Source organism: Actinoplanes solisilvae (assembly GCF_003999975.1).
GTDB lineage: Bacteria > Actinomycetota > Actinomycetes > Mycobacteriales > Micromonosporaceae > Actinoplanes > Actinoplanes solisilvae.
Window position 1 is genome coordinate 153,562 of sequence record NZ_RJAC01000014.1, and the last position, 20,433, is coordinate 173,994.

Annotated in this window: 16 protein-coding genes and 2 pseudogenes; 9 read left to right on the plus strand and 9 right to left on the minus strand. The window is 69.1% G+C overall.

Going from position 1 to position 20,433, the window contains the following annotated elements; translation table 11 throughout:
- Positions 1-8: 8 nt before the first annotated feature.
- Together EER30_RS29705 and EER30_RS29710 are read right to left on the minus strand one after the other, a co-directional pair.
- Positions 9-488, minus strand: a complete 480-nt coding sequence (locus EER30_RS29705) for a (2Fe-2S)-binding protein (protein WP_240670383.1) — start codon at positions 486-488, stop codon at positions 9-11.
- 16 nt (positions 489-504) lie between these two features.
- On the minus strand, positions 505-1,377 hold the full coding sequence (locus EER30_RS29710) for an FAD binding domain-containing protein (protein ID WP_127503940.1): 873 nt from the start codon (positions 1,375-1,377) through the stop codon (positions 505-507).
- A gap of 108 nt (positions 1,378-1,485) precedes the next feature.
- On the opposite strand from EER30_RS29710, the gene EER30_RS29715 reads away from it, so the two are divergent.
- From EER30_RS29715 to EER30_RS29725, 3 genes are all read left to right on the plus strand, one after another.
- Positions 1,486-2,310: a GntR family transcriptional regulator gene (locus tag EER30_RS29715; protein ID WP_127503941.1), complete on the plus strand. Its 825-nt coding sequence runs from the start codon at positions 1,486-1,488 to the stop codon at positions 2,308-2,310.
- A gap of 117 nt (positions 2,311-2,427) precedes the next feature.
- Positions 2,428-3,054 (plus strand): hypothetical protein, encoded by a 627-nt coding sequence (locus tag EER30_RS29720; protein WP_127503942.1) that lies wholly within the window; start codon positions 2,428-2,430, stop codon positions 3,052-3,054.
- Between the two features lie 100 nt (positions 3,055-3,154).
- The gene (locus EER30_RS29725) at positions 3,155-3,559 is read left to right on the plus strand and encodes a VOC family protein (protein WP_127503943.1); all 405 of its coding nucleotides are present in this window, start codon (positions 3,155-3,157) and stop codon (positions 3,557-3,559) included.
- Here the strand turns inward: EER30_RS29725 and alr are convergent.
- Both alr and EER30_RS29735 read right to left on the minus strand, forming a co-directional pair.
- Positions 3,472-4,644 carry an alanine racemase gene (alr, locus tag EER30_RS29730; RefSeq protein WP_127503944.1) on the minus strand — a complete coding sequence of 391 codons (1,173 nt, stop codon included), beginning with the start codon at positions 4,642-4,644 and terminating at the stop codon, positions 3,472-3,474. The genes EER30_RS29725 and alr overlap by 88 nt on opposite strands.
- Entirely contained in the window at positions 4,641-5,660 is a 1,020-nt protein-coding gene (locus EER30_RS29735; RefSeq protein ID WP_127503945.1) for a D-alanine--D-alanine ligase family protein, read from the minus strand. The genes alr and EER30_RS29735 overlap by 4 nt, the downstream gene beginning before the upstream one ends.
- A 261-nt stretch (positions 5,661-5,921) precedes the next feature.
- On the opposite strand from EER30_RS29735, the gene EER30_RS29740 reads away from it, so the two are divergent.
- Positions 5,922-6,998 carry a Fic family protein gene (locus tag EER30_RS29740; RefSeq protein WP_205650480.1) on the plus strand — a complete coding sequence of 359 codons (1,077 nt, stop codon included), beginning with the start codon at positions 5,922-5,924 and terminating at the stop codon, positions 6,996-6,998.
- A 240-nt stretch (positions 6,999-7,238) separates the two neighbouring features.
- Here the strand turns inward: EER30_RS29740 and EER30_RS29750 are convergent, their stop codons facing one another.
- On the minus strand, positions 7,239-8,051 hold the full coding sequence (locus tag EER30_RS29750) for a ThuA domain-containing protein (RefSeq protein ID WP_127503947.1): 813 nt from the start codon (positions 8,049-8,051) through the stop codon (positions 7,239-7,241).
- A gap of 178 nt (positions 8,052-8,229) precedes the next feature.
- Between EER30_RS29750 and EER30_RS48070 the strand changes: the two genes are divergently transcribed.
- Positions 8,230-9,558 (plus strand): hypothetical protein, encoded by a 1,329-nt coding sequence (locus EER30_RS48070; RefSeq protein ID WP_205650481.1) that lies wholly within the window; start codon positions 8,230-8,232, stop codon positions 9,556-9,558.
- A gap of 18 nt (positions 9,559-9,576) precedes the next feature.
- Positions 9,577-11,475, plus strand: a pseudogene (locus EER30_RS48075) (GH92 family glycosyl hydrolase); the annotation flags it as partial.
- Positions 11,476-11,515: 40 nt separating this feature from the next.
- On the opposite strand, the gene EER30_RS29760 reads toward EER30_RS48075, so the two are convergent.
- Positions 11,516-12,667 carry an RNA-guided endonuclease InsQ/TnpB family protein gene (locus tag EER30_RS29760; protein ID WP_127503948.1) on the minus strand — a complete coding sequence of 384 codons (1,152 nt, stop codon included), beginning with the start codon at positions 12,665-12,667 and terminating at the stop codon, positions 11,516-11,518.
- A 77-nt stretch (positions 12,668-12,744) separates the two neighbouring features.
- Here EER30_RS29760 and EER30_RS29765 point away from each other — a divergent pair.
- Positions 12,745-12,897: pseudogene (locus tag EER30_RS29765) on the plus strand (transposase); the annotation flags it as partial.
- Here EER30_RS29765 and EER30_RS29770 read toward each other — a convergent pair.
- Complete coding sequence (locus tag EER30_RS29770) at positions 12,870-13,403, minus strand: hypothetical protein (protein ID WP_127503949.1); 534 nt, start codon at positions 13,401-13,403, stop codon at positions 12,870-12,872. The pseudogene EER30_RS29765 and the gene EER30_RS29770 sit on opposite strands and share 28 nt — an antisense overlap.
- Before the next feature lie 426 nt (positions 13,404-13,829).
- Between EER30_RS29770 and EER30_RS29775 the strand changes: the two genes are divergently transcribed.
- Positions 13,830-16,286: an ATP-binding protein gene (locus EER30_RS29775; protein ID WP_127503950.1), complete on the plus strand. Its 2,457-nt coding sequence runs from the start codon at positions 13,830-13,832 to the stop codon at positions 16,284-16,286.
- On the opposite strand, the gene EER30_RS29780 is transcribed toward EER30_RS29775, so the two are convergent.
- Together EER30_RS29780 and EER30_RS29785 are read right to left on the minus strand one after the other, a co-directional pair.
- Positions 16,287-17,519 carry a S1 family peptidase gene (locus EER30_RS29780; RefSeq protein ID WP_127503951.1) on the minus strand — a complete coding sequence of 411 codons (1,233 nt, stop codon included), beginning with the start codon at positions 17,517-17,519 and terminating at the stop codon, positions 16,287-16,289. It abuts the gene before it with no gap.
- 90 nt (positions 17,520-17,609) lie between these two features.
- Entirely contained in the window at positions 17,610-18,392 is a 783-nt protein-coding gene (locus EER30_RS29785; protein WP_127503952.1) for an SAM-dependent methyltransferase, read from the minus strand.
- 162 nt (positions 18,393-18,554) lie between these two features.
- On the opposite strand from EER30_RS29785, the gene EER30_RS29790 reads away from it, so the two are divergent.
- Complete coding sequence (locus EER30_RS29790; RefSeq protein ID WP_127503953.1) at positions 18,555-20,372, plus strand: LamG-like jellyroll fold domain-containing protein; 1,818 nt, start codon at positions 18,555-18,557, stop codon at positions 20,370-20,372.
- Positions 20,373-20,433 lie beyond the last annotated feature (61 nt).

Here is a 20,433-nt window from a genome sequence, read left to right on the forward strand (position 1 = left end):
GCGCGGCATCAGAGCTTCGCCCCCTCGCGACGTCGCTCGGCCGCGTCGAGGATCGCGCTGACGATCGGCTCATACCCGGTGCAGCGGCACACGTTCCCGCTGATCGCCTCGTTGACCTCGTCGCGGGTCGGGTTCGGGTTGCGGTCGAGCAGCGCCTCGGCCGACATGATCATCCCTGGCGTGCAGAACCCGCATTGCGTGGCGAACCCGTCGAGGAATGCCTGCTGGACGTCGCTCAGCTTCTCGCCGTCGGCGAGTCCCTCGACCGTCGCGATGTCGGCGCCGTCCACGGTCGCGGCGGGGACCAGGCAGGACACCACGGGTTCCCCGTCCAGCAGGACCGTGCATGATCCACAGGCGCCCTGGGCGCAGCCGCGCTTCGCGCCGGTCAGGCCGAGCTGCTCGCGCAGGGCCAGCAGCAGCGTCGTCTCGGGCCGGGCCAGGAACGCCTGCCCGACCCCGTTGACCTTGAGATTTACGATTCTCACTCGCAACCCCGTTCTGTCAGTGGCCGAGCAGGGCTCGCCGCAGATGGACAGGAAAGACTCGCCGCCGATACCAGGCGGAGGCGTACGCGTCGTCGGCCGGCGACAGCTCAGCGAGGCCGGCCCGCGCGGCCGCCTGTACGGTCGCCGCGTCCAACGGCCGGCCGATCAGCGCCTCTTCGACGGCGCGAGCCCGGACCACGCGATTGCTGACTCCACCGAGCGCGACCCGTGCCCCGGTGACGACCCCACCCGACTCGGTGATCGTCGCCGCGACGGTGACCAGGGACGCGGAGTTGTATCGCCGCCGGGCCGCCTTGAGGTATTTGAAGGAGCCCGGCGCGGGAAGCTCAAAGACGACGGCGGCGACCAGCCCGGCGGTGCGGGCACCGGTCAGCTCCTCCACCGACACCTCAGTCCGGGCACCGTCGCCGCCCAGGAGGCCAGCCGGTCCGTTCGACGCGGAGGCCGGGCCGTCGAGGGCGGCAGCCGGGTCGTCGAGCCCACCGAGAACAAAGGCGCGGGCGTTCAGCGCGACCAGGGCGACGGCAAGGTCGCCATGCGGCTGCGGCACGAACAGGTTGCCCCCGACGGTCGCGAGGTTGCGCACCGGCACCGAGGCGATGGAGCGTACGACCGGGTTGAGGATCTCGAGTCGCGGCTCGTGCTCGATCTGGGACAGCGTCGTGGTCGCGCCGATGGTCACGGTCGTGCCGTCGATGTTCACGCCGGCCAGGCCCGCGCGGCGCAGGCTCACCAGCTCGGTCGGCGGTGATCCGTAGTCGTTGAGCGACGGCATCACGCTGGTGCCACCGCCGATGATCGTGGCGCCCGCCGCCACCAGACTCACAGCCGCGGGCACGTCCTCGGGGACATGAACCTCAGTCAACATGCGAGATCCCTTTTATCGATATCGATAATGCAACGTAACGTGGCTCACTATGATGGTCAACAGCACGCGGTCGAGAGTTCACGGTCCGCAGTCGGGAGGAGGACGCCGGTGACCACCCAGACGAGCCAGACACCGAGCTACCCGTCGAGCCAGGCCCCAAGCCAAACGCCCAGCCCGGCGCCGAGCCACACTCCGGCCCAAACGCCCGGCCAGGCGCCGAGCCACACTGCGGCCCAACCGCCGAGCCGCCCGTCGCGACCGACCCTGAGCGAGGGCATCCGCGACGGACTCGTCGAGCTGATCGTGTCCGGCCGTCTCAAACCGGGTGAGCGACTGATCGAAACGAGGATCGCCGCCGACTTCGGCACCAGCCAGGCCCCCGTACGCGAAGCCTTGCGGGAGCTGGAAGGGCTCGGCCTGGTCGAGAGCCGCCCGAGGCGCGGCCGGCTCGTGGTCCCGTTCGTCGAGCAGACCATCCGGGAGGCGTACGTCGTACGCGCGGCTCTGGAGGAGACGGCAACCCGCCTGGCCATGCTGAACGGCAAGCTGCCCTTGACGGATATGCGAAGTGACGTCGATGACATGTACCGCTCGGCGGCCGATGGTGACGTTCGCGGCATCGGGCTGGCCAGCACCCGATTCCACCGCCGCGTGATCGTCGCCGGCCGCAACCTGCTGCTCGAACGGGCCTGGGAGAACCTGCAGATCGAGGCGCGTACGGCCATCGCACTGATGGTGACGAATCCGGTCCTCGAGCAGGTAGCGGGCGAACACGCTGAGCTGTTGCGGGTTCTGGAAGCCGGCGACGTGGAGGCGGCGTGCCTGCACACGCGATCGCACCAGTGGGCGTACGCGGATCTCCCCCACGCTGATCTCCCTCAAGACGTGCACGGCGCGGCACGCACGGTGCGATTCCCCGGCGACCGGGTGTGACCTCGGACCTACCTGCTGGCTACCAGAGGTGAGGGGTGGCAGCGCCAATGCGATCGGCCGGAAGGACTGGTGACTATGGCCGGGTAGCGACACTCCAAATCCCGAAGCAGGTGCATCGTGTCGACTTTTCCAGCCTCAGCCTTCGCCCCCGTGGTTCTGGGCTTCTTCGGCCTCGGCGTCGGTTATCTCATATATGGGCCACAGGAATTTCTGGGCTTCCCCCGGCGTGACGGGAAGGTCGATCGCGCCAACGGCATCTGGGGAATCTGGATGGCCGGTTTCTGTCAGTTCCTGGTCGGCGTCTACCTGTTCGTCGGATTGACCTGGTTCCCCGTTTTCACCGGCAACAAGGCCCTTTACACGGCGGCGCTGGCGTTCAGCGCGTACGGCATCCACTGGTTCGCGCTGGGGTGGAATCGCTACCAGGGCAACGATTCCCGGCCCAACGGGTTCATGTCGATCCCGTTCATCGTCGTCTCGGTGCTGGGCCTGACGGTCTTCTACAAGGCGGATGGCGGCTGGCCCGTCGGTGTCCTGTTCACCGGTCTCGCCGTGGTTTACGTCTTCGAATTCGCCGCGAGCTTCCGCCTCGGTGTCCGCACCCTGGCCGACGGCCGCGAATCGATCAACGTGGGCGAGAAACTGCTCGGCGCGACTCACGTACTGGTCGGTCTGTGGCTGATGTATCTGACTTTCGCGACGACGCTGAACATCTCGTCGGGCTACCACCTCCCCGGGGCCTGATCTCTTTTCACCCGCGCCTCCTCCGGGATGGCGCGGGTGAGACCGTCAACCTGCGCCTGCTGGACTCCCCCGTGCCCTGATCTCGTGACAAGATCGCCGGATGCTGCGACTCACCGATTTCATCATCGACTGCCCGGACGCGCTGAAGCTCGCGGCCTTCTACTCCGAGGTGACGGGCCGCCCGGTCAAGGAGGGCAGCCACGCGAACTGGGCCGGTGTCCAGTTCGGCGAGATCGAGCTGGCTTTCAACCCGGTCGAGGACTACCGCGCCCCGCATTGGCCCGACCGTGAGCACCCGAAGCAGTTCCACCTCGATTTCGAGGTCGACGACATCGAGGCCGAGCAGAGCCGGGTCGTGGCCCTCGGTGCGACCCTGCGGCACGACTCGATCGGGCCCGAGGGTTACGGCTGGCGGGTCTACACCGACCCGGTCGGCCACCCGTTCTGCCTCTGCCGCAACCGGGGCGTGACCTGGACCGACGACGGTCCCGTCTGGCCTTCGTAACGCCGCGGGACGCGGGGGCCGACGCCGGTCAGGATCTCGTGCGGGTTGGTGCCGGCCCAGCGCGCCCAGTCGGCGACGGTCGGTTCGCCGGCGGCGCCGGGCCCGAACACCGTCACGGCATCGCCGGCCCGCACGGGCAACGAGCCGACGTCGACGACGATCTGGTCCATCGCGATCCGGCCGATCACCGGGCAGTTGATTCCGCGCACATTGACCTCGGCCCGCCCTGCGGCGGCGCGCGGCACGCCGTCCGCGAAACCGACCGGCACCAGCGCCAGCGTCGTCTCGCGGTCGGTGACGTGGTCGGGGCCGTACGAGACGCCGCTGCCGGCCGGGACGCGTTTGGTCAGAATGACCGTGGCCCGCAACGTCATCGCCGGTCGGAGCCCGAACTCGCGGCCGGTCACCGGTTCGATGCCGTAGAGCGCGATCCCGGCCCGCACCAGGTCGAAGTGGGTGGCGGGCAACTGCAGGGCGGCGGCCGAGTTGGCGAGGTGGGTCAGCGGTGCGACGACGCCACCGGCGGCGGCCTGCGCGCGGGCGTCGGCGAAGGCGTCGAGCTGCCGGCGCAGGGCGGGGTCGGCCGGGTTCTCGGCGTGAGCCAAGTGCGACCAGATCCCCCGTACGCGGACCCGCCCTCGGTCTTGAAGTCTGGCGGCCGCGGTGATCAGGTGGGGCCACTCGTCGGCGGTCGCACCGGCGCGGGACAGACCGGTGTCGGCCTTGAGGTGCACGTTGGCCGGCCGGCCGGCCGCCAGCTTCTCGAGCGCGGCCACCGAGCTGACCGACACGTCGATGTCGTGCTCTGTTGCCCGCGCGAGGTCTTCGTCGGGGGCGTAGAGCCACATGAGCAGCGGCGCGGTGATGCCTTGGGCGCGCAGTTCGAGGGCCTCGGACAGGGAGGTGACGCCGAGCCACGATGCGCCGCCGGCCAGGGCCGTACGAGCGATCGCCGTAGCGCCGTGGCCGAAACCGTTCGCCTTCACCACGGCCATGAGCTGGGCGTTTCCTACCGCTTCGGCGAGCAGGCGGGTGTTGTGAGCGATCGCGTCGAGGTCGACGATCGCCTCCGCGAGACCGGTCACGCCAGCGCCGTGTCCACGAGCCGATCGAGCAGGTCGGCGTAGGGCATGCCCACCGCTTGCCAGATCCGCGGGAACTGTGACAATTCAGTCAGTCCGGGCATGGTGTTGACTTCGTTGAGCACCGGCACCATCCGGCCGCCGACCGAGGTCAGGAAGAAATCGACGCGCAGCAGGCCGGCGCAGCCGAGCACCTCGAACACGCGGCGGGCAGTCCGCACGACTTCGCCGGCGTCGACCGGATCGAGCCGCGCCGGGATCACGAACTCGGCCCCACCGGCGCGGTATTTCGCGTCGTAGTCGAAGAAATCACTGGCCGCGCCGACGCTGACCTCGAGCGGCGGGCCGGCGATCACGCGACCGCCGGGTTCCTGCAGCAGGGCGATGTCGACCTCAATGCCGTCGACGGCCGCCTCGACCAGCACTTTGCTGTCCCAGCGGCGGGCCTCGGCGATCGCGGCGGGCAACGCGTCCCAGTCGTCGACGCGCGAGACACCCACGCTGGAACCGCCACGCGCCGGTTTGACGAAGACCGGCAGACCCAGGCGTACGCGGTCCTTCGGGCTCACGCCGCTCTGACCCTCACGCAGCACGACCGAGTCGGCCACCGCGATGCCCTCGGCCGCGACGATCTTCTTGGTGAACTCCTTGTCCATGGCCGTCGCGCTGGCCAGGACCTTACTGCCCACGTACGGGACCCCGGCGCATTCGAGCAGGCCCTGCACCGTGCCGTCCTCGCCGAACGGTCCGTGCAGGCATGGGAAGGCGACATCGACCGTACGCAGGAATTCGAGCGCGGCGAGCATGCCCGGCAACGAATGCGGCGCCGTGTCGCCGAGTTCCCACGTACCGTCCCGCGTGATGGTCACGGGCACGACGTCGTAGCGGTCCGCGTCGAGGAACCGCAGAACGCTGTCCGCCGAACGCCGCGAGACATCATGCTCACTGCTGCGCCCGCCGAATATCACCGCGACCTTCGGCCGCCGGTTCCGTGTAGCTGCTCTTTGCACGCCCGCCATGATCGGCACCAGCCCGTCTGATCCCGGTCAGCACGACGCTTATGCGTTCTTTATGCGCGTCAACGCAGCAGTGCTTCGACATGTTGACGCACAGCCGCTTTGACGCACTGCCTCGCTGACGCACTGCCGCGTTGACGCACTGCCGCGCTGACGCACTGCCGCGTTGACGCAATCAATGCGTCACGCTATGATTGCGTCGTGCTTTTTCCTACGCCGTCGTTGACTTCGGACGACCTAGCGGTCCTGACCGAGATCGAGACGATGCGCGAGCGGGTTCGTCACCAAGTTCAGAATCGCCCGCGCACGTGGACATCTGGGCTGCGCAAATTCTTGACGGCTGACGCCATCGCCGCCTCGAACTCCATCGAAGGCTTCCGCGTCAGCACGCAGGACGTACAAGACCTGATGGACGGCGAGCACGACGTCGACGTGTCCGACGAGAACCGCGAGGAGACGCTCGCCTATCAGCGCATGATGACCTACGTACAGTCACTGCACGACGTGGCCGACTTCGAATACAGCAAGGGCCTGCTGAACGCGCTGCACTGGATGCTGCAGGGACACCACCATTCCCAGCGCAAGCCGGCTGGGCAGTGGCGAGCCGGGCCGGTCTACGTCACCGACCCCCGCGATCCCCGCGTTGCGGCCTATACCGCCCCGGAAGCATCCGCCGTACCCGGGCTGATGACCGAACTCGTCGCATGGCTGAATGCCGATGACGGTTGGCACCCGTTGATCCGGGCGGCCATGGCCCACCTGCACCTGGTGTCGATCCACCCGTGGGCCGACGGCAACGGACGGATGTCGCGATCGCTGCAGACGCTGATGATCGCCCGGGAGGGTTTTCTCGCACCGGAGTTCTCCTCGATCGAGGCCTGGCTCGGCCGGCCGGGCAATACCTGGGAGTACTACCAGGAGCTTCAACGGCGAGGCGCCACCTACCTGCCCGATCAGGATGTGGCCGGCTGGATCCGGTTCAACCTCACCGCCTATCACCAGCAGGCGCAGACGGTTCAGCATCGGATGGACCAGTCCGCCGCAGTCTGGGAGATGCTCGCCGAGTTCACCGCGGGTGCCGGGCTGGGCGAACGAGTCATCTCGGCGCTGCATGAGGTCGCGGTCGGCGGCCGGGTCCGTCGTGCGCGGTACGAGCAGGCCGAAGGTCTCACGCTTCAGCAAGCTCAGCGCGACCTGCGGGATCTGGTCACCGCTGGCCTGCTCGTCTCGGTCGGCCGCACGCGCGCCCGCTACTACACCGAGGGACCACGGTTCCCAGAGCCCGCACTGAATCTGGCCCGGACACCGTTCACCCTGATCCCGCCTTATGCGGGCAGCTGACCGGCGCATTCACTCAATCCTGTGACGGTCGGCCGAAGGTCCGGACGAGCAGGCGGACCCGCCTTCCGGGCTGGGCGCACGGCTGTGGGTCGTGGCTCGCGTGCGGGAGGCGTACATCCGTTGCGCGAAGCGCATTCCGCACCTGAGCCCGGCTCCCCGCCGGCGTGGAACCGACGGGGAGTCACGGAAGATGAGCGACTACTTCGTGCCGGAATCGCGGCGATCAACGGGATCGGCGACTCAGTCCGGCCGGCCGCAGGGGAATCGTTCGACGCCGGCTGCCATGCGCAGGCCGCCGAGCAGGTGGGCCAGCAGCAGAGGGTCGGAGTAGTACTCGGCCTTGTGGCCCATCGCGGTGTAGAAGGCACGACCCCCGTCGTACGGCTGGCACCACGAGATCGGGTGGTGCCGGCCCATGCCGGGTGAGCCGCCGGGAACGCTGTAGCCGCGCGGGTCGTACGTCCGCTCGTCCACCTCGGCCAGGACCCGTACGGTGTGCCGGGGGTTGGTTCGGAAGTTGTACCACTCCTCCTCGCGGTCCCAGCGGCGCGGCAGCGGACGGGTGGCGGCGGTGTCGTGGCCGAGCACCTTCAGCGTGGCCACCTGGAACTGGGCGTTGACCGAACCCGGGTGATCGCGGAAGTACGCGCCGACGAGCCCGCCGTACCAGGCCCAGTCGTATTCGGTGTCGGAGGCGGCGTGGATTCCCGCGTAGCCGCCGCCGGCCCGGATGTAGCGTTCGAACGCACCCTGCTGCGCGTCGTTCAGCACGTCGCCGGTGGTGCTCAGCCACACCACGACGTCGTAGCGGGCGAGATTGCGGTCGGTGAACGCGGCCGCGTCCTCGGTGGCGTCGACCCGGAAGTGGTGGCGCGCCCCGAGTTGCTTCAGAGCGGCCACGCCGGCCGGGATCGAGTCGTGCCGGAACGCGGCCGTCTTCGAGAAGACCAGCGCGCTGAATCGAGAATGCCCGCCCGCCTGAGCCGGTCCGGCCACGCCGGCAAGGGTCGCCGCGAGGACGACCGCCAGCAGGAACCCACCCGTTCGTCTCATGAAGACCCTCCTCGGCGCGCAGCGGACAGACGATCGAAGCCTATGACTTTCCCGCGACCAGGGCGAGGGGCGATTGACGACTTTCCATGGCCCTGTTTACGATTCCGAAACGCTTGACAACGTTGTCAACAAGATCCGTCGCGCGTCCCCGAATCCCCGCGAACGACAGGTCGTACCCATGCGAAAAATCCCCTGGCTCGCCACCCTCCTCCTGACCGCCGGACTCGGCGTCGCGGTAGCCGCCCCGGCCATCGCCGCCCCCGGCGACTTCACCACCGGTTTCGAACCCTCCGATCCCCAGCCCACCTGGCAGAACAGCGTCGAGAGCAGCGCCGGAGTCGGCGGCTACTGCTGCGGACTGACCACGATGGAGAGCGGAGTCCGCGCCGAGACGGCCCACGCCGGCACGTCCGCGTTGATGTTCTCGGGCAACGACCAGAGCACCACCACGTCGTACTCGTACAACCGCGTCTTCGACGTCGACCTGCCGGTCACCGCGGACAGCACCCTGTCCTACTGGCTCTATCCCCAGTCCGGCGGGCATCTCGACCTCGCCGTCGACCTCGTCTTCACCGACGGCAGCCGCCTGCGCGACTCCGGCGCGGTCGACCAGAACGGCATCCGGGTCCACCCGGCCTTCCAGGGCAGCGGCTCCGTTCTCGGCTTCGACCGATGGAACTTCGTGACCTCAGCGATCGGCGACCATGTCGCGGGCAGGACGATCGACCGGATCCTCCTCGGTTATGACCAGCCGCTCAACACCGGAACGTTCCGCGGTTACCTCGACGACCTCTCGATCACCGCCGCCGCGCCGCCCGAGCGCCTCTCCGATCTGGTCGACACCCGCCGCGGCTCGAATTCCGACGTGAGTTACTCCCGGGGGAACACGTTCCCGGGCAGCACCGTGCCGAACGGCTTCAATTTCTGGACACCGATCACGAACGGGAACAGCGACGGCTGGCTCTATCAGTACAACGCGACCACCGTGCAGGGCTTCGGCGTCAGCCATCAGCCCAGCCCGTGGATCGGCGACTACAGCCAGCTTCAGGTGATGCCGATGACCGGCTCGGTGAAGACGACACCGGATGCGCGGAAGTCGACGTTCAGCCACGCCAACGAGGTCGCCAAGGCGCATTACTACAAGACACAACTCGACACGTACGGCGTCACGGCCGAGATGACGCCCACCGACCATGCCGGGGTGATGCGGTTCAAGTACCCGGCCACATCCGAATCGGTCATCGTCTTCGACACCATCGACAAGGTCGGCGGCTCGATAACTGTCAACGCGTCGGCCCGTACGATCACCGGCTATCTCGACCACAAAGGACCGCGCCTCTACTTCTCGGCGACCGTCGACAAGGCCATCGCGGCGAGCGGGAACGTCAGCGGTCAGGGCGTGACGAGCTGGATCAGATTCGCCACGACGGCCAACGAACAGGTCACGCTGAGAATGGCCACGTCATACATGAGCGTCGCGCAGGCCACCGCGAATCTGAGCCAGTAGGTCGGGTCCAAGAGCTTCGACACCGTACGCGAGGAGGCCGCGGCCCTGTGGGACACCACGCTCGGCAAGGTTCGCCTCGAGGGCGCGTCGGCCGACCGGATGACGACGTTCTATTCGAACATGTACCGCTCGTTCATGTACCCGAACAACATGTCGGAGATGGTCGGCGGGGTGCGTAAATACTTCAGCCCGTACGACAACGCCGTGCACGACGGCCAGATGTATGTGAACAACGGCTTCTGGGACACCGCACGGGCGGTCTGGCCGCTATACACGTTGCTGGCCCCGACCCGTACGGGGGAAATGCTCGACGGATTCGTCAACGCCTACAAGTTCGGGGGCTGGACACCGCGCTGGTCGGGGCCCGGCTACATCGACATCATGGTCGGCACGAACCAGGACCTGGCCTTCGCCGACGCCTATGTGAAGGGCGTACGGAACTTCGACTACCAGGCGGCGTACGCCTCGATGGTGAAGAACGCGAGCGTCTATTCGTCGTCCGGTTCGAAGGGCCGCAAGGGCGTCGAGGTGTCGACTTTCAAGCGGTACGTGCCGACCGACGTGCGCGGCGAATCCGCGTCCTGGACGCTGGAGGACGCGAACAACAACTTCGGCATCGCGCAGCTCGGGCGGGCGCTCGGCCACACCGAGGACGCCGACTACTTCCAGAACCGCGCGCTCGACTACGTGAACCTCTACTCGCCGTCGGTCGGGTTCTTCCGCGGCAAGCAGAGCAACGGCTCCTGGCGTACGGCTGACTCCGCCTTCAAACCGAACGAGTGGGGTTACGAATTCACCGAGGGCGCACCCTGGCACTACGCGACCCCGGCACCGCAGGATCCGCAGGGCATGGCCAACCTGTACGGCGGGCGGGCGCAACTCTCCAGCAAGATCGACTCGGTTTTCGCCGCATCGCGGGACTATCTGCCCGGCGGATACGGCGGCGTCATCCACGAGATGCGGGAGGCCTATGACACCAACATGGGTCAATACGCGCACCCGAACGAGCCGATCCACCACATGCTCTACATGTACAACTACGCGGGCACGCCGTCGAAGACGCAGAACCGGGTTCGGGACGTGCTGACCAAGCTTTACGGTTCGGGGGCGGGCAACGGCGGCGGCTATCTCGGCGACGAGGACAACGGCCAGATGTCGGCGTGGTACGTCTTCAGCGCCCTCGGCTTCTATCCGGCGCGAATGGGCGGCACCGACTACACGATCGGCGCACCTTTGCATCCGAAGGCCACGGTCAGCCTGGAGAACGGGAACACGTTCACGGTCGAGGCGCCCGGCGTCAGCGACACCAACCGATACATTCAGAGCGCCACGCTCAACGGGGTGGCGTACACGAAGAATTATCTGACCCACGCCGATCTGCTGGCCGGCGGCACCCTGCGCTTCACGATGGGTTCGTCGCCGTCGTCGTGGGGTTCGGGCGCGAACGACGTGCCCGCCTCGATCACGACCGGCAGCGCGGCGCCGCGCCCGCTCGTCGACCGGGCCACCGGCGGCACCCTCACCGCGAGCGGGGAGAACGCCCCCAACGAGGGCGCGGCCAAGCTGGTCGACGACACGTCCCTGACGAAGTGGCTGACCTTCCAGAACACCGCCACCCTCGAGTACGCCCTGCCGTCGGCCGCGGCGGTGCGTCAGTACACGCTGACCTCGGCCGACGACGCTCCGGAACGAGACCCGCGAAGCTGGACGCTGCAGGGCTCCACGAACGGCACCACCTGGGTCACCCTGGACACCCGGTCGAGCCTGGACTTCAGCGACCGGCGCCAGACCCGGGCCTTCGTGATCCCCAACAGCACCGCCTATTCGCGCTACCGCCTGCAGATCACCGCAAACCGGGGCGCGGCCGCGACCCAGCTCGCGGAATGGGAACTGCTCGGGTCAACTACCCAGCCCTGAAGAGCGTGGTTTGCGGGTCTCTTCCTCGCTGGCTGCGAGGTCAGGCCGCGTGCGGGCGATTGACTGCGCCCCAGCCCTGGGCACCGCGCACGGCGATGTTGAGGGCCGCGTTGTGATCGGCATGGGCAACGACCCCGCACGACCGACAGTGAAAGGTTTCCTGATCAGGGCGGTTCCGCTTGTCGCGGTGACCGCACCGGTGGCAGGTCTGAGAGGTGTATCGCGGGTCGACCTCGACCAGCGGTACACCCGCCCGGCAGGCCTTGTAGGCCAGGAAACTGCCGAGCTGGTGGAACGACCACGAGGACAGCGTGACCCGTTGGGGCTTTCGGAGCCGGACCCTCGCGCGGATTCCCGTCAGGTCTTCGACGGCGATCCCGCGCGAGGTGCGTGCAGCCTCGGTCACGATCTTCTTGGCGATCACGTGGTTGACGTTCGCGGCGTGCCGCGCTTCCTTCTTCCGGCGCCGGGCCAGCAGCCGCCGGGCCGACTTGGTGTTCTTGGCCTGCAACCGCCGGCGCAGTCGCAGCTGCCGCCGGCGGTAACCGTTCAGCTTCGTCCCGGCGTACCGGGTGCCGTCGCAGTCGTAGGCGATGTTCGCGATGCCCATGTCGACGCCGAGGAACCCGTCCGGATCGATCGACTCCGGTTCGTCCACTTCGACGGTCGCGTGCAGGAACCACATGCCGTCGCGGTGGACCAGGTCGGACTCTCCGACCGGGCCGGTTGTCACGGCCTCGAGCTGGTCTGGCGAGCCGGTGTAGGCGACGTTCTTGACCCGACCGTCGACCGTCCAGATCGACACCGTCCTGGCGTCGTGCTGCCACGACAGCATCCGAGCGTCGTACGGCTGAGCAGCCTGCCACCGGAAGCTGATCGGATTGGTCTCGACCGCCCGGCGACGCTGCGAGCCGGGCTTGCCATAGTTGCCCGCCCGGACATTCGCGGCCAGAGTCTTATAGGCGTCGCACACCTTCTTGATGACATGCTGGGCGGCCTGCGCGCCGAGCCGGTGGCTGGTCTTGATGGCCTGGTAGACGTGTTTGCGCAGGTCGTAGTTGCGATAGCAGCCGATCTTGCGGGCCACCGCGGCGACCTCGGTGGCCGCGGTGTTGCAGGCGCGCAGGGTCGACTCCAACACCGCCGCCTGCCCCTGCGACGGCAGGAGTTTGACCTGCACGACCAGCTTCACCCGACCACAGTATCGGTCTCACCACGATGGACCCCAGGCCGAATAGTCGCCGAGACTGCTCGGTCGTCCACAACCTGCACGTCCACCTGCTCGTCCACTACCCACCCACCATCAGACTGTCGAAACTGGTCAACAGCCTCAAAGGCGTCTCAGCCCGCTACCTATGCCAGGAAGACGCAGCTCACCTGTCTCGTACCGTGGTTCAGCGAGTGAAGATGACGGTGCCGTAGTCGAGGAAGCCGACGTTGACTTCGAGCTGGATGTCCTTGTCGGTGTCCAGCCCGTAGCCCATCCACCAGGTCACACTCTTGCCCGGCAGCAGCTTGTTGTCCGGGGCGTCCAGGCCGTTCTGGAAGATCGACTCGCCCTCGGTCCCACCGGCGGACGCCGACGCGGTGGTCAGCGCCGGGTCGAACACGTCCTTGGTGTTGTTCTTGAAGGTCGCCTTGAACTTCAAGGACACCTTCTTGCCCTCACCACCGGCGGCGTACTGGTCGCGCTTGAACTTCACCGGCGCGGCGACGAGCAGTGTGCTGCCGTCCTTGAACTTGACGGTCTCACCGAACTTGTAGACCCCGTCCGGCTTCTTGTCCCCCTCGGCGGCACCGGCGGCGGGCTCGGCCGCGGCACCGGTGTCCCCGCTGACCTTGGTGCCGGTGTCGTCGGCCCCGGAACTGCCGCACGCGATCAGCATGGCGGCGATGGGTACGGCCAGCCAGGACAACATTTTCTTCAACGGAAGGATCCCCTACAACGTTTACGAATGGAGACCTACGGTTTACGTGACGGGTGCGGTCGCGGACACCGTCCGTCGGCTGATCCTGTTTGGCTATTCGTCCTACCGACGGCATACGACCGGTGATCATGACTGGCGCTGGGGACCCCTTCGGCCACGACCAGCCCGAAATTGACGGCCGGTCGCCCGAGAAGCCACCGCTCACAATGGAACTCCGACCACGCCGGAGCGGCGCCGTCCACTGACGGACGTCCGGTCGCATCGCGGCCGCTTCGAGGAAGCAGGAGGGCCCGGCCGCCCGCACGACCCGGTCGAGGCGGAAGCCTGCAACCAGCGGAACCCCGGCATCCGCACCCCGGCAGACTCGGCCCTGCCAGATCATGGACATTTATCAGGATCGTTGTAGTCGGCTGCGACACTTGCCCCATGTTCGGGCGATTGGTCGGAGAGCACCGGCGGCGGCTCGGTCTGACCCAGGAAGATCTGGCCGCGCGCACCGGCGTCAGCGTGCGCACCATCCGCGAGATGGAGGCCGACCGGCGCCGGGCTCCCCGGGCCGCCTCGGTGCGGCTTCTGGCCGACGCGTTCGGATTGCAGGGCGCTCAGCGCGAGACGTTCCTGCTAGCGGCGAGCGCTCCGACCGCCACCGCGCCACCCGGAAGATCCGTTCCGGCTCAGCTCCCGGCCGACGTCACCGGTTTCACCGGCCGGGCGGCCGAGCTCGACCGGCTCGACAGCGTGCTGACCAGCGGCGGGGTCACCGCGATCATCTGCGCGGTGGCGGGCACGGCCGGCGTGGGCAAGACCGCTCTGGCGGTGCGGTGGGGGCACCGCTCCCGGGAGCGGTTTCCCGACGGCCAGCTCTATGTGGACCTGCGCGGCTATGACCCGGGCCGCCCCGTCGACCCGGCCGACGCCCTGGCCCGCATGCTGGCCGCCCTCGGCGTGCCGCCCGCCGAGATCCCGCTCGGGCTCGACGAGCAGGCCGCCCGCTACCGCACCCAGCTGGCCCGCCGCCGCATGCTCGTCGTGCTCGACAACGCCGGCACCGTCGACCAGGTGCGCCCGTTGCTGCCCGGCGCCGGCGACTGCGTCACGCTGGTGACCAGCCGCGACAGCCTGGCCGGGCTGGTCGCGCGCGACGGCGCGTACCGGCTCGACCTTGATCTGCTGCCGGTCCCCGATGCGACCGCGCTGCTGCGGCGGCTGATCGGCCCGCGCGTCGACGACGAGCCCGGCGCTGTCGCGAAGCTGATCGAACAGTGCGCCCGGCTGCCCCTGGCGTTGCGGGTCGCCGCCGAGCTGGCCGCCGCCCGACCCGGCAGTGCGCTGGCCGAGCTGGTCGCCGAGCTGGCCGACCAGCAGCAACGGCTCGGTCTGCTCGACCCGGGCGGCGATCAGCGGTCGGCCGTCGCGGCGGTCTTCTCGTGGTCGCTGCGCTCGCTGCCACCGGCCGCCGCGCGCACGTTCCGGCTGCTGGGCCTGCATCCGGGTCCCGACTTCGACGCGTACGCCGCGGCCGCCCTCGCCGACCTCGACAGGTCCGCCGCCCGGCGCGCCCTGCGCGAGCTCGCCCGAGCCCACCTGATCGACCCCGCCGCCGAGGGCCGCTACGCGATGCACGACCTGCTGCACGCGTACGCCGCTCAGCTCGCCGCCGACTCGGGCGACGACCACGGCGCGGCGCGGCAGCGGCTGCTCGACCACTACCTGGCGTCCGCCGTGACCGCCGCGAACGTGGTCTATCCGGAGGAGGCGGACCGTCTCCCGCGGGTCGAGCGACCGGCCACGCCCGTGCCCGACCTGACCGGCCGAGAAGCCGCCCGCGACTGGCTCGAGGCCGAACGGGCCTGCCTCGTGGCGGTCGTCGCGCGGGGCGGGCCGCGCTATTCGGTGCCGCTGGCCGCCGCGCTCTTCCGCCACCTGCTCGGCGGCCATTACCAGGAGGCACTCACCGTTCACGGGCACGCGCGCGACGACGCCCGGGCCACCGGAGACCCGGCCGGGGAGGCGATGGCCCTGCTCGGCTCGGGCACGGTGCACAGCCGGCTGTGCCGCCACCGCGAGGCGACCGCCGACCTGACGGCCGCTCTCGGGCTCTTCGAGCGGGTCGGCGACGGCCTCGGGCAGGCCCGCACGCTGGGCAATCTCGGCGCGGTGGAACAGCGCACCGGCCGGCACGCGGAGGCCGTCGTGTTCCACGAACGGGCGCGGGCGATGTTCCGGCGGCTGGGTGATCCGCTGGGCGAAGCGCGGGCGGTGAACAACCTCGGCGAGATCGAGGCCCGGCTCGGCCACTATCCGGCCGCGGCCCGCTGGCACCGGGAGGCGCTCGCGCTACACGAACGCACCGGCGACCGGACCGGGCTGGGTGCCGCGCTGACCAACCTCGGCGAGATCGAGGAGAAGCTGGGCAACTACGCCGCGGCGGCCGAGCATCAGTTGCGGGCGCTGGAGTTGTTCCGCGGGCTCGGCCACCGGTCGGGTGAGGCGTGGACGATGGACGGCATCGGCGTGGCGTACACCGGTCTGGGCCGGCCGCACGACTCCCCCGCCTATCACGAGTCGGCGCTCGGGCTGTTCCGCGAGATCGGCGAGCAGGACGGCGAGGCGTCCGCGTTGAACGGCCTGGGTGAGGCGGCCCGGGCGGCGGGCCGTCCCGCCGAGGCGGTCGCCCAGCACACCGCCGCCCTGACCGCCGCCACCGAGGCTGACGTGCCCGATCAGCTCGCCCGCGCCCACCTGGGACTGGGACGGTCGTGGTGCGAGCTGGGCCGCCCCGAACCGGCCCGCTCGCACCTGCACCTCGCCCTCGACGGCTACGCCGCGCTCGGCCGGCCCGAGGCCGACGACGTCCGCGCGGCGCTCGCCGCCCTGAGCTGACTACTGATATCGCACGTCGCCGGGGAAGGCCTCGTACGCGTGCCAGATGTCGGTGAAGAAATGCATGCACAGCCCGTCGAAGCTCGAGCCGCTGTTGATGCCCTTCGGTACGGCCGTCCCGTCGGAGCGGATCGTGTAGACCGGCCCGCCCGAGTCGCCCGCGCCGGCACAGTTGCCCAGCCGGTGGCCCTGTGCCGCGTTGCGGATCTCGCCCATGTTCCAGTAGTCGAAGTTGATCCCGGTGGCGTTGACCGAGTAGCCGCAGATCTCACCGTTTGCGTAGCCGGCCGCGCAGTACTGGTCGCCGCTCGCGGCCCACCGCGACCACTTCGACCGTACGGTCGTGTAGCCGGTGTTGGTGCGCCACACATACGGCTGCACCGAGTAGGCGCTGCGGACCTCGATCAGCGCCATGTCGCCCCGGTAGTACGCCGACCCGTTGATCTTCACGGTGCCGGCGGTGTTCCAGTTCTCCCGTGTGCCGGCGGCGACGGTGCCCATGTCGTACGCGGGTGTTCCGACGGTGCCGCCGTTCATGACGCAGTGACCGGCCGTGAGCATGCCGTGCACCCCGGGCGCGATGGCCCACGGGAACGCGGTCGTGCAGGTCCCGCCGCCGGGCGTATGGATCTTGGAACCGCCGTAGAACGGGCTGGTGTCGTTGTCGCGGGTCGTGATGGTCGCCTTGATCCGCGGCCGGACCCGCACCGCGAGGTCGTCGGTTCCGAACCGCTTGACCAGCTCGGCCGCGAGCTCGTCGCTGAGCCGCTCGACCGACACGATGATCCGGTTGTTGATCGCGTCCGGCTCGGTCATCCAGATACTGTCGGCACCCGGGATCGACGACTCCTTGAGGTCGAAGGCGTCGTCCTTGACCCGCTCCAACCGCGCGAACGTGACCGGCGCCTTCTCCGTCGCCTTACCGGCCACGGCGCGGGCCCCGACCGTGGTGGCCACCCGGATGAGCACCTTAGGGCCACCCGCCGCCGCCCGGTCGACCGCCGGGTAGCCGAAATCGACGGGCCGCTTCGTGGCCAGGTCGTAGGCGTCGCTCCAAGCTTTCGCGACACTCTCGGGCAGCGGGGTCGGCGGGCCGGGCACCGCTCCGGTGAGGACCTGAAGCCCGCTGGCGTGCCGATACCCCTCGCCCCCGGGCGCGGCGTGGACCGGCGTCCCGATCAGCCCGGCCGCGACCAGCGACGCCGCGACCAGCCCTTTCCATCTGAGTTGCATTCCCCCTCCAATGCGTTGACGTGCGTCTCAGTCAACGCATCGGAGTCCGGCCGCGACAGCACGACAACCGGCCGTTCACCGGCAGTTTCGTCAGTGCTTGCGGGCGACTCCGCAGCAGACGGCCAGTTCGGTCGCCTCGCTGCCCGGGGCCGGGCGCCAGAGCGGGGTCGGCACGACGCCGGGGTCGACGAGGTCGAGGCCGTCGAAGAACGCGGTGATCTGCTGGGCCGTCCGCAGGTGGTAGTTCGCGCCCTCGCTCTTGGCCGCCTCGATCGCGCTGTCGTTCTGCGGGGTCGTGATGCTGTCGTTGATCGCCAGGTAGCTGCCGGACGGCAGGGCGTCGACGATCGTGCGCACGATCTCGGCCGGGCCGTCGGCGTCGGAGACGTGCCCGAGGATGCCGATCATCATGACCGCGATCGGCTGGGAGAAGTCGAGCGTGTTCCGGGCCGCGTTCAGGATCTTCTCGGGGTCGCGCACGTCGGCGTCGATGTAGTCGGTGGCGCCGCGCGGGTCGCTGGTCAGCAGCGCTCGCGCGTGGGTCAGCACGAGCGGGTCGTTGTCGACGTAGACGATCCGCGATTCCGGGGCGATGCGCTGGGCCAGCTCGTGGGTGTTGTCGGCGGTCGGCAGGCCGGTGCCGAGGTCGAGGAACTGCCGCACGCCCGCCTCGCCGGCCAGGAAGCCGACCGCGCGGGTCAGGAACCCGCGACCGGCGCGGGCGAACTCGACGATCTCGGGGAGCTGGGCGGCGACCGCGTCGGCCGCCTGCCGATCGGCCGCGAAGTTGTCCTTGCCGCCGAGCAGGTAGTTCCAGATGCGCGCGCTGTGCGGCACCCCGGTATCAAGCTTCTTCTGCAGCTCACTTGTCATCGAAGTGCTCCCCTCACGCCGCCGTGGCGGCCCAGCCTACCGTCCACTGTGGTGAGGAGAAGCATGCCTCCGAAAGGCAACCACCTGTCCCCCACGTTGTTGATCTCCGTTCGCGACGAGCGGGCCTACTGAGGCCGACACATGCGCGAACAAGGAGCCACCATGCACGAGACGAGCCGCCGCGGTTTTCTGGCCGGCGCCGGTCTGATCGGCGCGGGGGTCGCCGGCGCGGGACTCGGGGTGTTCACGCCCGAGCCGGCCGAAGCCCACACCCGCCCCGACATGGAGGACCTGAGGTTCACCCTCGCCGTCATCCCCGACACCCAGTACCTGTTCGACGCCGACCGCGGTGACCCCGCCCCGCTGGCGGCCACGCTGCGCTGGATCCAGGACCGGCAGGCCGACGAGAACATCGTCTTCACCGCGCACCTGGGCGACATCGTCGAGAACGCGCAGGCAGCCGAGCTGCAGGCGGCCGGTGAGGTCTTCAAGATCTTCGACAAGCGCCGTACGCCGTACAGCGTGCTCGCCGGCAATCACGACATCAATCCGAACACCACGGATCAGCGCGGCCCCAGCCCGTACCTGGAGGTCTTCGGACCGCAGCGGTTCCGCTCGCTGCCGACCTATCGCGGGGCGACGCCGGACGGCTACAACACGTACCACGTCTTCCGTGCGGCCGGTCGCGAGTGGCTGGTGCTCGCCCTCGACTGGCGGCCCTCCGACGCCACCCTCGCGTGGGCCAAGCAGGTGCTCAAGGCCCACCCCCGTACGCCCGTCATTCTCACCACCCACGACCTGGTCGACGCCGACGACGCGGGGAAGGCCGAGCTGTCCGGCCACGGTCAGCGGCTCTGGGACGGACTGATCAAGGACAGCGACCAGATCTTCCTCACGCTCAACGGGCACTTCTGGCCGCCGGGACGGACCGTGCTGGCCAACGCCGCCGGCCACGACGTGCACCTGCACATCACCAACTACCAGAACCGCTACTACGGTGGCGGCGCGATGATCCGGCTCTACCACTTCGACCTGGCCCGCGACACGATCGACGTCGAGACCGTCTCGCCGTGGATCCTCGGACAGGACGAGCGCAACGAGCTGGAGCAGCGCGAGGTCGAGCTGACCGACCCGGCCAACCGGTTCAGCGTGCCGATCGACTTCACCGCCCGTTTCGCCGGGTTCGCGCCGGTGGCGCCGCGTCCGCCGCGGGGGCCGGGCGCCGTGCTCACGAAGGGCACGCTGGCGTACTGGCGGTTCGACAATCCAGCCGGCGGTGCGGTGCCGGAGGGCGTACGCATCCAGGACCTCTCCGGCCGGGGCAACCACCTCGAGCGGGTAACCCTGCCCGGCAGCGGCCCGGACGCGCTGCGCTGGTCGGCCGAGCACGACGGCGACCAACCCGCCCACGGCAGCGTCTTCTTCGACGGCGGCAAGAAACCGGCCCGCGGCGCCTACCTGCGCACGATCGACGGCGCGCCGCTCAACGACGCGACGCTGGCCAACGGCTACACGATCGAGGCGTTCGTCAAGCTGCCGGACGACGTACGCGGCACCAACCACGCGTGGATGAGCATCCTCAGCCGGTTCGGGGCGGGCGCCGACGCGGGCAAGACCGGCGACGACCCGGCCGAGCCGATCGCGACGCTCAGCCTCTCCGACGGCATGGCGCTGCAGTGGGCGATGTTCCCGCTCAACCGCGACGCCATGTCGACCAACTGGGGCCACGAGATGACCGCCGGTGAGTGGTTCCACGTGGCTGTGGTCAACGACGGCAAGCACACCACCCTGTACGTCGACGGCGCCGAACTGCTGCGCAACCCGTCGACCCCGGCGAAGGGCGTGGCCACGTCGCACGAGCCGTGGTTCGTCGGCGCCTACCACTACGACCGCATCGTGGAGCAGGCGTTCTACGGCTGGCTGGGCGACCTGCGCATCGTCGACCACGCCCTGCCGCCCAGCAGGTTCATGCGCGCCTGAGCAAAGCGGGTTCGCGGTCAGCGCGGCCGCGAACCCGCCCCGCACCTGGTTACCCTGCTGC

Bases quoted from the DNA above. Each gene is read 5' to 3' on its own strand.
- EER30_RS29710 (WP_127503940.1), bottom strand. From the start codon at position 1,377: ATGTTGACTGAGGTTCATGTCCCCGAGGACGTGCCCGCGGCTGTGAGT.
- EER30_RS29725 (WP_127503943.1), top strand. From the start codon at position 3,155: ATGCTGCGACTCACCGATTTCATCATCGACTGCCCGGACGCGCTGAAG.
- EER30_RS29735 (WP_127503945.1), bottom strand. From the start codon at position 5,660: ATGGCGGGCGTGCAAAGAGCAGCTACACGGAACCGGCGGCCGAAGGTC.
- EER30_RS29740 (WP_205650480.1), top strand. From the start codon at position 5,922: ATGCGCGAGCGGGTTCGTCACCAAGTTCAGAATCGCCCGCGCACGTGG.
- EER30_RS29750 (WP_127503947.1), bottom strand. From the start codon at position 8,051: ATGAGACGAACGGGTGGGTTCCTGCTGGCGGTCGTCCTCGCGGCGACC.
- EER30_RS48070 (WP_205650481.1), top strand. From the start codon at position 8,230: ATGCGAAAAATCCCCTGGCTCGCCACCCTCCTCCTGACCGCCGGACTC.
- EER30_RS29775 (WP_127503950.1), top strand. From the start codon at position 13,830: ATGTTCGGGCGATTGGTCGGAGAGCACCGGCGGCGGCTCGGTCTGACC.
- EER30_RS29780 (WP_127503951.1), bottom strand. From the start codon at position 17,519: ATGCAACTCAGATGGAAAGGGCTGGTCGCGGCGTCGCTGGTCGCGGCC.
- EER30_RS29785 (WP_127503952.1), bottom strand. From the start codon at position 18,392: ATGACAAGTGAGCTGCAGAAGAAGCTTGATACCGGGGTGCCGCACAGC.
- EER30_RS29790 (WP_127503953.1), top strand. From the start codon at position 18,555: ATGCACGAGACGAGCCGCCGCGGTTTTCTGGCCGGCGCCGGTCTGATC.